At 58.8% G+C, this 11,224-nt stretch carries 10 protein-coding genes; 6 read left to right on the forward strand and 4 right to left on the reverse strand.

The features are described 5' to 3' along the window. Positions 1-412 precede the first annotated feature (412 nt). From PG888_RS18935 to PG888_RS18945, 3 genes are all read left to right on the forward strand, one after another. Positions 413-1,606 carry an aromatic amino acid transport family protein gene (locus tag PG888_RS18935; RefSeq protein ID WP_270694038.1) on the forward strand — a complete coding sequence of 398 codons (1,194 nt, stop codon included), beginning with the start codon at positions 413-415 and terminating at the stop codon, positions 1,604-1,606. A 220-nt stretch (positions 1,607-1,826) separates the two neighbouring features. Beyond that, a complete protein-coding gene (locus tag PG888_RS18940; protein ID WP_270694037.1) occupies positions 1,827-2,213 on the forward strand; it encodes an MAPEG family protein in 387 nt (128 codons plus the stop codon). A 117-nt stretch (positions 2,214-2,330) separates the two neighbouring features. Further along, entirely contained in the window at positions 2,331-2,981 is a 651-nt protein-coding gene (locus PG888_RS18945) for a hypothetical protein (protein WP_270694035.1), read from the forward strand. Between the two features lie 117 nt (positions 2,982-3,098). Here PG888_RS18945 and PG888_RS18950 read toward each other — a convergent pair whose 3' ends face one another. Continuing rightward, complete coding sequence (locus PG888_RS18950; protein ID WP_270694033.1) at positions 3,099-4,499, reverse strand: DEAD/DEAH box helicase; 1,401 nt, start codon at positions 4,497-4,499, stop codon at positions 3,099-3,101. 355 nt (positions 4,500-4,854) lie between these two features. Here PG888_RS18950 and PG888_RS18955 point away from each other — a divergent pair, with 355 nt between their 5' ends. Next, a complete protein-coding gene (locus PG888_RS18955; RefSeq protein ID WP_270694032.1) occupies positions 4,855-5,685 on the forward strand; it encodes a substrate-binding periplasmic protein in 831 nt (276 codons plus the stop codon). 112 nt (positions 5,686-5,797) lie between these two features. On the opposite strand, the gene aroC is transcribed toward PG888_RS18955, so the two are convergent. Continuing rightward, on the reverse strand, positions 5,798-6,886 hold the full coding sequence (aroC, locus tag PG888_RS18960; protein WP_270694031.1) for a chorismate synthase: 1,089 nt from the start codon (positions 6,884-6,886) through the stop codon (positions 5,798-5,800). Positions 6,887-6,898: 12 nt separating this feature from the next. Further along, entirely contained in the window at positions 6,899-7,834 is a 936-nt protein-coding gene (prmB, locus tag PG888_RS18965) for a 50S ribosomal protein L3 N(5)-glutamine methyltransferase (RefSeq protein ID WP_201984409.1), read from the reverse strand. Positions 7,835-7,916: 82 nt separating this feature from the next. Here prmB and smrB point away from each other — a divergent pair, with 82 nt between their 5' ends. Both smrB and PG888_RS18975 read left to right on the forward strand, forming a co-directional pair. Further along, on the forward strand, positions 7,917-8,441 hold the full coding sequence (smrB, locus tag PG888_RS18970; RefSeq protein WP_270694028.1) for an endonuclease SmrB: 525 nt from the start codon (positions 7,917-7,919) through the stop codon (positions 8,439-8,441). A gap of 57 nt (positions 8,442-8,498) precedes the next feature. Continuing rightward, positions 8,499-9,794, forward strand: a complete 1,296-nt coding sequence (locus PG888_RS18975; RefSeq protein WP_270694026.1) for a sensor domain-containing diguanylate cyclase — start codon at positions 8,499-8,501, stop codon at positions 9,792-9,794. A gap of 132 nt (positions 9,795-9,926) precedes the next feature. On the opposite strand, the gene PG888_RS18980 is transcribed toward PG888_RS18975, so the two are convergent. Continuing rightward, positions 9,927-10,535: a histidine phosphatase family protein gene (locus PG888_RS18980; RefSeq protein ID WP_270694024.1), complete on the reverse strand. Its 609-nt coding sequence runs from the start codon at positions 10,533-10,535 to the stop codon at positions 9,927-9,929. Between the last annotated feature and the right edge of the window lie 689 nt (positions 10,536-11,224).

Genomic DNA, 11,224 nt, shown 5'->3' on the forward strand with positions numbered 1-11,224 from the left:
CCGGCCTCCACACTCCTTTCACCCCGCAACTAAACGCCAACGCCACGACAAGGCACTCCCCCATCCGTGCTGCAACCACTTGGCTGACCCGTATCAATGAGCCCCTGCCAGTCATTTTTTCGGTGCTTTTTTCTGCAATTAGCTACCACTGTCATCATTTATTTCCACTTATTGCCACAAGCCAGCACAAGATCCGTATAAAGGGGGTTGTTTCCGCTATTTTGATCCGCTAACGTGGCAAGCATCTTTTACAACTGACAGGTTTTAGGTACAGATGTTCCCGTTCCGATATTGCTAGCCTCCGGCCCTATCACCGGAGGCACCTTCTGATAACGCCAATTGGCCCCCTCTTGTTGACGTCACTGCTGACATCGCCTGTTTGCACTGACACCGCTACGTTCGGATGGATAACATGAATACCAAAACCCTGGGTTGTACCCTGTTGATTGCCGGCACCACCATAGGCGCCGGCATGCTGGCCCTGCCGCTGGCCTCCTCCTCCCTCGGCGGCCCCGCCACCCTGATGTTGATGGTCGGCCTCTGGGCCCTGATGGCCTTCACCGCCATGCTGCAAGTAGAGGCAAGCCTCAACACCGGCAAATGGTACCTGCACCAGCTGGCGGATCATCTGCTCGGCCCCTGGGGCAAGCGCATCGCCTCCTTCTGTATCCTGATGCTGTTCTACTCGCTGGCCTCCGCCTACATCAGCGGCGGTAGCAGCCTGCTGGCACAGGCGCTGGCCGATGCGGGCATGACCCTCAGCCAGGAGCAGGCCGCCTGGGCCTTTACTCTGCTGTTTGGCGGCATGGTCTGTGTCGGCACCCGCTCGGTGGATTATCTCAACCGGCTGATGTTCACTGTCAAACTGGTGATCATGGTGGTGGTGCTGGCGTTGCTGCTGCCCCGCACCCAAGGGCAGCATCTGCTCTCGATGCCGCTGGGTCAGGGCCTGTTGCTGGCGGGCCTGCCGGTCATCTTCACCTCGTTCGGCTTTCACGGCTCCATTCCAAGCGTGATGCTCTACCTCGGTGACTGCCCCAAGCAACTGCGCCGGGTCTTTGTCTGGGGCTCAGCCCTGCCGCTGATCCTCTACGTGCTGTGGCAGGTGGCGATCCTCGGTCTGCTCGGCCAGCAAGCCCTGCTGCAAACCGGCGGCGCGCTGGACAGCCTGCTGGCCAACGTCGGCAAGCTGGTGAGCTGGCCTGCGTTTAATCAGGCGATGCACCTGTTTGCCGATCTGGCGCTTGCCACCTCCTTCCTCGGGGTGACGCTGGGGCTGTTCGACTTTATGGCCAAGGTGACCCGCCGCAAGGACAACTGGCAGGGCCGCAGCCAGACCGGCCTTATCACCTTTGTGCCGCCCCTGCTGTTTGCCCTCTACTTCCCGCAGGGCTTTATCATGGCGCTCGGCTACGCCGCCATTGCGCTGGCGATCCTCGCGGTGCTGCTGCCGGTGGCGCTGGTATGGCAGAGCCGCAAACAAGCTCCCGCCCACCACTACCGCGCCCCGGGCGGTGTGGTGGCGCTCGGAGTGGCCGCAGCCATGGGCGTACTGATCGTCGGCGTACAGATCAGCGTCAGCCTCGGAATGCTGCCAGCGCTCTAATCCTTGCCGAGATTCAATTCTCTTAATAGCAAAAGCCCCGCCAATCTGATTGGCGGGGCTTTTGCTATTTGGGTCGGCATAACGTTCGCAACATCGCGATATGGCGGGTCAATCTGGTACAGATGACTGCTACCCTCAGAGGCAAGCCATTGAGGCGCCGAGCAATATCGCGTCTCTCAACACCAGCCACTCGCCATCATCACACCGGGAGCCAGATACCATGACCATACTACCTGTTTACGCGGCCCTGCTCGCTTTACTGTTTGTGTTGCTGAGCATTCGTACCATTCGCACCCGCCATAGCCGCAAGGTGGCGCTGGGGCATGGGGATGATCCCGCCACGCTGCGAGCCATGCGTGTGCATGCCAATTTTGCCGAGTACGTCCCCCTCGCCCTGCTGCTCATCTATTTTGTCGAAGCCAGCAGCCAGCCCCCCTGGCTTGTCCATCTACTGGGAAGTGCCCTGTTGCTTGGCCGCCTCTGTCACGCCTTTGGTATGAGCCGCACGCCAGAAAACTTCCGTTATCGGGTAGCGGGGATGGGGCTGACCTTCACGGTAATCCTGGTGAGCGCGGCCCATCTCCTGATCACGGCGCTGCTCCCCTGACTCGGCCGTCACGAATAGATGGCGGCACGGTCGGGCAGCCACGGCCATCGGCTATTCTTCACTGCATAGATCGTCGCAACAGATCTGCTTAACATAAGCCCGGTTCAGGAGTGCGATATGAAGTGGATTGGCTGGTTACTGCTTATCGGGCTGACCCCCTTTGCCCACACAACCCCGCTAAAGCTGGCGGCAGCGGTCGAGCACACGGCGATATTGCGCCCTTTTATTCATGACTGGTTTGGCCGGGCGGGTATCGACTTTCAGTTGATCCCCTGCACCTATGCCCGCTGCGAGAAGTTGATTGAGGCGGATCGTGCGGTCGATGGCGATATGGCCCGGATCAAGGGCTTTGATCTGACCTATCCCCACTTGCTGCAAATAGGCGCCCCCATCTCGGAGGCAGCGATTTATGGCCAGCCTCGGGATAACCCAAGCTGGCCCCCTGCCAAGGGCGCAGTGATTGGCTGCCTGCGTGGCATCCAGTGGTGTGAACGCTATCTTGGCAACTATCAGGTCATCTGGTTGAACGATGAGAAGCAGGGCCTTGCCCAGTTGCACAGGGGCAAAGTGGACTGGATCATCAAGATGCGCGCCACCTACCAGCCTGCGCTGGCGGCCCCCTGGCAGAAGATCACCAATGAGCAGGTCTTTCTCTACCTCGATAAAAAGCACCGCACGGATATTGCGGCCCTGCTCAAGGTGCAGCTGGTGTTTATCAATAACGGCCGCTGGCTGGCGATGCAAAAGCAGTACCTTTCCGCCATCTAGTGCGGTTCTCGCAGCTGAACCATGCCAATCGGCCTCGCCAAAAAACAAAAAGCCCTGCCAGATTGGCAGGGCTTTTTCAGTCAACCGTACAGCCGGGGAGCCAGACTCCCGAGCCGCTTACTGGTTGTGGGTCGCGCGACGGGGGCGACGGGCCTGAGCCGGTTTACCAGCACCATCAGCCGGACGCTGACCACCTTGCGGCTTGGGCTTGCCACCGTTACCGGTACGCGCGCCACCTGCATTGCCATTAGAGGCAGAACGACCGGCGCCCTGACGCTGGCCTTGACCTTGCGGACGCGGCGCACGGCGCTGCTCGCTCGGGTCACGGGGCTCTTTGCGCAGCGGCGCGCCGATACCACGGCTTATGTTATCGAGCGTCTCGCGGGAGGCTTCAAAACCGGCCACCTGCTCGCACGGGATATTCTGCTTGGTCAGACGTTCGATCGCCTTGATAAGCTTGCCTTCATCGGCAGCAACCAGAGAGATGGCGTGACCGGCAGCACCAGCACGGCCGGTACGACCGATACGGTGCACGTAATCTTCCGCCACGTTGGGCAGCTCGAAGTTGACCACTTGCGGCAACTTGTCGATGTCCAGACCACGGGCGGCGATATCGGTCGCCACCAGCACCTTGACGCTACCATCCTTGAAACCGGCCAGTGCACGGGTACGGGCACCCTGGCTCTTGTTGCCGTGGATGGCGGCGGCGCTGACGCCGTTCTTGTCGAGGGTCTCGGCAACACGGTTGGCCATGTGCTTGGTACGGGTGAACACCAGTACCTGCTGCCAGTTGTTGCTGGTGACCAGATGGCTCAGCAGGCCGATCTTGTTGGCCTTGTCGCACGGGTGCACCAGCTGCTCGATACGCTCGGCGGTGCTGTTGCGCGGGGCGACTTCGATCACCGCCGGGTTATCCAGCAGACCGGTGGCCAGTTCGCGGATCTCGTCGGCGAAAGTAGCGGAGAACAGCAGGTTCTGGCGCTTCTTCGGCATCAGGGCCAGGATGCGGCGGATGTCGCGGATAAAGCCCATGTCGAGCATGCGGTCCGCTTCGTCCAGTACCAGGATCTCCACTTCGTCGAACTTGACAGCGTTCTGGTTGTAGAGATCCATCAGGCGGCCCGGGCAGGCCACCAGCACGTCCAGACCACGGCGAGTCGCCATCATCTGCGGATTGATGCTGACGCCGCCGAACACGACGTGGCTGCGCATCGGCAGGTGTTTGCCGTAGTTACGCACGCTCTCGCCCACCTGGGCGGCCAACTCGCGAGTCGGGGTCAGCACCAGCGCACGAATGCGGTTCGGAGAGACCTTGCGCTTGCTCTCCATCAGACGTTGCAGCATCGGCAGGGTAAAGCCTGCGGTCTTGCCGGTCCCTGTTTGGGCCGCCGCCATCAGATCGCGGCCAGCCAAAACGGCGGGGATCGCTTGCTGCTGAATGGGAGACGGGGTGTCGTAGCCTTGTTCGGCAACGGCACGCAACAAGGGTTCGGCCAGACCGAGGGAAGTAAAACTCATAGTTACCTGCTAGGGATAGTGGCGCCGGGGATTTGTGGTGGGGCTCCTCTGCTGAGCCGATGCCATCTCACAAGATCTGGGCCTATTGAGAAAACAACGATTTCCCCGGGGAGCAGAGCAAAGGGGAAAGAATAGAGGCGCAGTCTAACGGAGTTGCCCGGGATAAACGAGAAAAATGTGATGTTCATCCCAGCACGAACAGAAAAGCCCCCTGCTGCTGCCCGAATAATCCCGTTGACCGCTGGCGCACGCACCACACTATTAACTGCCAACATAATATCTGTCTCCGCAGCTCCGATCCGAACATGCGGATGACAGGACACGTGACAGAAGAACGGGATAACGAGGTTTGGCTATGACCACGCAATATGCTATCCGCAGCAGATGGTCCATTCGGATCGGTCTGCTGCTTATGCTGCTCTCCCCTGCATCGCAGGCCGACCAGACCCTGACCGTGGCCTGGAGCCACTGGCCCCCCTTCAGCCAGATCGATAACCGGGGCGAGCTGGACGGGCTGGATGTCAGCCTGACCCGCCAGATCCTCACCCGGGCGGGCTTCACCCCCAAGTTTCGCGAGATCCCCTGGGCACGGGCACTCCATCTGGTGGAGCACGATCAGCTGGATGTGGCGATGGCCGCCCTGCCATTGCCGGAGCGCCAACAGTACGCCCGCTTCTCGGCTCCCTACCGCCAGAGCGCCTATGTGTTGTTGAGCAATGACCCTATCCCCGGCCATCAGGATCGCTGGGAGAAACTCGATACCTTGCCCGAACTGTGCCACAGCAAGGGACTAAAGCTTGGCAAGCTGCGCGGCACCCGCCCGATGCAGCAGATGGAGGAGTGCCCTGCCCTCAAGGGGGCGACCGAGTACAACGCCGATGAGCGAATGATCGATCTGCTGCTGGCCCGCCGCCTCGATGGCATCATCATGGAGTGGCAATATGCCCGCTACCGGCTAGCCCAGCTGGGGGCCGAGGGGTTTATCAGCTGCCAGTTATTGCTGCACCACCAGCCGGTCAGCCTGATGTTTGCCAAAAACAGCGTCAGTGACGCGCAGCTCCTCAAGATCAACCAAGCCATCAGCGCCTTGCCCAAACCCCACAACAAGTTCTCGCCCCCCAGCTGTCGCCTCAATGCCGATCCGGACGCCGCGGATCTGCTGACCCGTGCCCTCCGCAAGCATTGATGGAATAAGTCATCACCTGAAATAGCAAAGGCGACCCGGAGGTCGCCTTTGTGTTGGTTATCGAACCAGATCCCCGAACAGGGGACGATCAGTAGATGGGCAACGGCCGCGATCAGCGCAGCTGCGGGGTATGAGTCAACACCCCTTGATTCTGGGCGCGATGGCGCAGCAGATGATCCATCAACACCAGCGCCAGCATGGCTTCGGCGATGGGCACGGCGCGGATGCCGACGCAAGGATCGTGGCGACCCTTGGTGATCATCTCGATTGCCTCACCTTCGGTATTGATGGTCTTGCCCGGCACAGTAATGCTGGAGGTTGGTTTGAGCGCCATGCTGACCACGATATCCTGACCAGACGAAATCCCCCCCAGAATGCCGCCCGCATGGTTGCTGTCAAAACCTGCCGGGGTCATCTCGTCGCGATGCTCGGAGCCTTTTTGCTCCACCACCGCGAAACCGTCACCGATCTCCACCCCTTTCACCGCATTGATGCCCATCATGGCGTGGGCAATGTCGGCGTCGAGCCGGTCAAACACCGGCTCACCCAGGCCCACCGGCACATTGTGCGCAATGACCTGCACCTTGGCACCGATACTGTTACCCTCTTTTTTCAGATCGCGCATGTATTGATCCAGTTCTTCCAGCTTGCCCGCATCGGGGAAGAAGAAGGGATTCTGCTCAATCTGCGCCGCGTCGAAGCCTTCCGCCTTGATGGGGCCGAGCTGGGAGAGGAAACCGGTGATCTCGATGCCATGCACTTGTTTGAGGTACTTCTTGGCAATGGCCCCTGCCGCCACCCGCATCGCGGTCTCGCGCGCCGATGAGCGACCGCCGCCGCGATAGTCGCGCTGACCATACTTCTGGTGATAGGTGTAGTCAGCGTGACCCGGCCGGAACAGATCCTTGATGTCGGAGTAATCCTTGGAGCGCTGATCGGTATTCTCGATGAGCAGCCCGATGGAGGTGCCGGTGGTCTTGCCCTCGAACACTCCGGAGAGGATCTTCACCTCGTCCGGCTCACGACGCGGCGTGGTGTAGCGGGAGGTACCGGGCTTGCGCCGATCCAGATCGCCCTGCAGATCCGCTTCGCTTATCTCCAGCCCCGGCGGGCAACCATCGACCACGGCGCCCAGCGCCAGGCCGTGGCTCTCGCCAAAGGTGGTGACCCGAAAGAGTTGACCAAAACTGTTCCCTGCCATGCGCGCTCCTGCTTAGTTCTTGTAGATGGCGAAATGATCCTGATACTGCACCAGCTCTTCACGGGTCATCACAAAGACACCGTGGCCGCCGTTTTCGAATTCAACCCAGGTAAAGGGGATCTCGGGGAACTGGGCTTCCAGATGGATCATGCTGTTGCCCACTTCGACCACCAGCACGCCGTTATCCTTGAGGAAATCTGCCGCATGGGCCAGCAGACGCTTGGTCAGCTTGAGACCATCGGAGCCGGACGCCAGCGCCAGCTCGGGCTCGTGACGGAATTCATCCGGCAGATCCGACATATCTTCGGAGTCCACATAGGGCGGGTTGGAGACGATGAGATCGTACTTGTCGCCCGCCGGCAGATCGCGGAACAGATCGGAGCGGATCGGAATGACCTGCTGCTCCAGCCCGTGATCGTTGATATTGCGCTCGGCCACGTTCAGCGCATCGACGCTGATGTCGATGGCATCCACTTCCGCTTCCGGGAACTCGTGGGCCATGATGATGGCGATGCAGCCGGAGCCGGTGCACAAGTCCATGATCCGGGTCGGTTCATGCTTGAGGAAAGGCGCGAAACGGTTGGCCACCATCTCGGCAATCGGGGAACGGGGAATGAGCACCCGCTCGTCCACGTAGAACTCCCAACCGGCATACCAGGCCTTGTTGGTCAGGTAGGCGGCAGGAACCCGCTCCTGTACGCGGCGGATAATCAGCTCGGCGATGCGGTGACGCTCGCTGCTGGTGAGACGGGAGTGGCGCATGGCCGGGTCTACATCCGGTGGCAGATGTAACGCGGGCAGTACCAGCTGCACAGCTTCATCCCAGGCGTTGTCGGTTCCATGACCGTAAAAAATCCCGGCGTCGTTGAAACGACTCATGGCCCAACGCAACATGTCCTGGATGGTGTGCATCTCGGCAACCACCTCATCGATAAATATCTTGTCCAAATCCACCTCCAAGTCGAGTAATATCCGGCCCGAGCCCAACTTATGTAGCGGGCAAGACGCATACCTAATAAATGAGCATCCGATGAAAAAAACGCCCTCACCGACAGACGAGGAAACCCTGCTGTTCCGCGATGCGATAAAAGGTACCCGGAAAATCAAGCAAGATACCATAAGGGCCGAGTTACGCCCGGTCAAGCAGAAACGCGAATTGCGCGAAACCCGCGAAAAGCTTGGGGTTGACCACTATTTCAGCGATGAGTATCAGCCCCATCTCGACGACGATGGGCCGACCCGTTACGTGCGGGAAGATGTGTCAAAATTTGAGCTGAAAAAGCTCAAGCGGGGCAGCTATCCGCCGGAGATCTATCTCGATCTGCACGGCATGAACCAGCAGCAGGCAAAACAGGAGCTGGCCGCCCTGCTCACTCTCTGCCAAAAAGAGAACATTCATGTCGCCTCGGTGATGCACGGCATCGGCAAACATATTCTCAAGCAGCGCATTCCCAGCTGGCTGGCCCAGCATCCCAATGTGCGTGCCTTCCATCAGGCTCCCCGCGAATGGGGCGGCGACAGCGCCATTCTGGTGTTGCTGGATATCGAAGAGTAGTTAGCCAAACGACCACTCTATACTGAATATCAATATGTTATTCGCCGTGGAGGTCGCATGTTTACACAAGGTTCCCATGCCGACATAAAGTCATCCCTCGACGCCATCGGCGCTGCCGTGGCGGTATTCAGCCTCGACAAGGATGACCATTTTGTCCTGATATCAGCTAACGATACCTTCGCCAAGGCCTTCGAGATCGAGGTGCTTGGCTGCATTGGCAAACGGCTGAACGAAATGTTTCCCCGTTACATCACCAGCAGTATCGAGCAGCCGATGCATGAATGCGTGAGCCAGCAGACCGGGGTGGAGAGCGAGCTCCCCATCGACAGCCTGTCGCGCACCAGCTGGTGGCGCTTTGTCCTCTCCCCCATCATTCCCGAGCAGGCACGGATCAACCGGATCATCGTCACAGCCATCGACATCACCGCCAAGAAGCAGCTGGAAGAGGCGCTCAAGACCAGTCGCCGCCGCTTTGAAGCAGTCGTCAACTCTGCCTATGACGGCATCATCAGCGTCAGCAGCGAATCGCGGATCGAGCTTATCAACACCGCCGCTTGCGAGATGTTCGGCATCGACGAGAGCTATCTTGGCAAGCGGCTGGAAACCCTGTTGCCGCAGCGCTTTCGCGCCAACCACGACAGCTACTTCAAGGCGTTCAGCAACTCACCCATCAATTCGCGCCCCATGCATGCCCGCGCCTCTGTGGTGGGGTTGCGCCGTGATGGCAGCGAATTTCCGCTGGAGGTGACCATCGCCAAGATCAATCTGGGCCAGACCACCGAGATGACCGCCATCCTGCGCGACATCTCCGAGCGGGCGCGACTGGTGGAGGAGCTAAAGGTAGCCGCCACCACGGATCCCCTGACCGGCATTGCCAACCGGCGTCGCTTCGATGAGCTGGTCAACGCCGAGATGCAGCGCTGCCAGCGTTTTGGCCACACCATGAGCCTGCTGCTGATCGACATCGATCACTTCAAGGAGGTCAACGACACCTTTGGCCACCAGCAGGGGGATCAGGCGATCCTGAGCCTGGTCAACCGGATCGGCAAGCAGCTGCGCGAGGTAGACATGCTGGGGCGCTGGGGCGGCGAGGAGTTTATCGTGCTGCTGCCGGAGACCTCGCTGGAGCTGGCCTGGGCCAGCGCCGAGCGGATCAGGCTAGCGGTGGAATCAGCTCGCCATGCGCTATCCGGAGCACTTGAGGTCTCATTGACCATCAGCATCGGGATCAGCGCCAGCAAGGGCAACCATGACACTGTAGAGAAGATGGTTAGACGAGCCGACACCGCCCTCTATATGGCCAAGAAACAGGGGCGCAACTGCTGCCGCAAAGAGGAGGCGGAGCCGATCTGAAGGCGCACGCCCCTGCCCTGTGCTGACACTGCTAACCAGTGCCTTCAGAGATAACCAACCGCAACAAACACAAAAAGCAGCGCAACCCTCTTCGGTAGCGCTGCTTTTTTCGTCCTGCTTTTGGTGCACTATTCAATCACAACCATCAAGGGGACGGCTAAAGCGCAGTGGGCCACCATCAGCCAGAGAGAGCCTCACCGACAGCATGCCACCGTTGGGCAGTTGCCACTCGAAGAAGTCATCAAAACCGGCAATCGTTACGGCGCGGATCACCTTGGCGACCACGCCGTGCGCCACCAGCAATACTCGCACCCCCTCAGTGGTCGAAGCCAGTGACGTTAATCCCTGCGAGATCCGGGCAATCACCTCGTCCAGCGTCTCACCGCCAGGCGGAGCCTCCGCCCAGCGCCGGGTGATATTGCGCGCCCACAGTTCGGGATATCGCGCCCTCGCCTCTGCCTGTGTCAGCCCTTCAAACAGGCCGACATTACGCTCACGAAAGGCCGGAGCAAGCTCAACAGGCAATCCCAACTGGCGAGACAAGATGGCCGCGCACTCTCTTGTCCGCAGCAGGGGTGAGGCCAGCAGCCGATCGAACGGCGGCAGTGCCACCGAGACTTCCTCAGCCAAGCGGGAGATCTGGCGCACGCCATCGTCATTGAGCCCGATATCCAACGCCCCCTGATAACGTCCCTCGGCATTGGCCTGCGTCTCTGCATGGCGGATCACCACCAGTTCCATGGTGCACTCCTCTTTCCTGCTATCTGCTTACTGGTTAAAACCGCAAACGGCTTCCCTGTCGGAAAATGCGATGACAATCCCCATCCATCTCATACACCAAATCGATTATTTAATAATCGAGCAAGATTACCTCGTTGGCAGTCAAAAAACATCTGCCGAACTATACACTTGCCTCCGTAAATAAATACACAACATATTTGCACCCAATAATGTTACGGTCTGTTTTTGTTAAAGACATTGTGTTCAAAACGATGTTATGGCATGGATTGACAGATGGATATAATAAACACCCTAATCATATACATGAGGAGGATGGCGTAATGGGTACACCATTCAAAAAAATGTTTAGCAAAAACTCACACAATAACTTTCCTAGTCAATCAGGCAACAATAATAAAACATAACCATTGCCCATCAATAAAATTTGATATGCACTGTTGTGCATCAATTTAAACAAGAAAAGTAAAGTTGGTTGATCAGTACAGCTACACCACAACTACCCCGCCACATTGATGGAGCTCGTTTCAATAGCGGCAGCATATTATCCCCCACAGTCAAAATATCTAAAAAGGGGGCCAAGCCCCCTCTCCTTATCGACCAGCCAATGGACTACCTGATTACCCATGACCCTCAGCCAGCTTCAAGAGCCGATATGGCATTGGAGGGCTTGCCACGACAGCATGCCCTAA

The sequence above is a fragment of the Aeromonas sp. QDB23 genome (genome assembly GCF_027707745.1).
In the GTDB taxonomy this organism is placed as follows: Bacteria; Pseudomonadota; Gammaproteobacteria; order Enterobacterales; family Aeromonadaceae; genus Aeromonas; species Aeromonas allosaccharophila.

Coding starts and splice junctions, on each gene's coding strand:
- PG888_RS18935 (WP_270694038.1), top strand. CDS start 413: ATGAATACCAAAACCCTGGGTTGTACCCTGTTGATTGCCGGCACCACC.
- PG888_RS18940 (WP_270694037.1), top strand. CDS start 1,827: ATGACCATACTACCTGTTTACGCGGCCCTGCTCGCTTTACTGTTTGTG.
- PG888_RS18945 (WP_270694035.1), top strand. CDS start 2,331: ATGAAGTGGATTGGCTGGTTACTGCTTATCGGGCTGACCCCCTTTGCC.
- PG888_RS18950 (WP_270694033.1), bottom strand. CDS start 4,499: ATGAGTTTTACTTCCCTCGGTCTGGCCGAACCCTTGTTGCGTGCCGTT.
- PG888_RS18955 (WP_270694032.1), top strand. CDS start 4,855: ATGACCACGCAATATGCTATCCGCAGCAGATGGTCCATTCGGATCGGT.
- aroC (WP_270694031.1), bottom strand. CDS start 6,886: ATGGCAGGGAACAGTTTTGGTCAACTCTTTCGGGTCACCACCTTTGGC.
- smrB (WP_270694028.1), top strand. CDS start 7,917: ATGAAAAAAACGCCCTCACCGACAGACGAGGAAACCCTGCTGTTCCGC.
- PG888_RS18975 (WP_270694026.1), top strand. CDS start 8,499: ATGTTTACACAAGGTTCCCATGCCGACATAAAGTCATCCCTCGACGCC.
- PG888_RS18980 (WP_270694024.1), bottom strand. CDS start 10,535: ATGGAACTGGTGGTGATCCGCCATGCAGAGACGCAGGCCAATGCCGAG.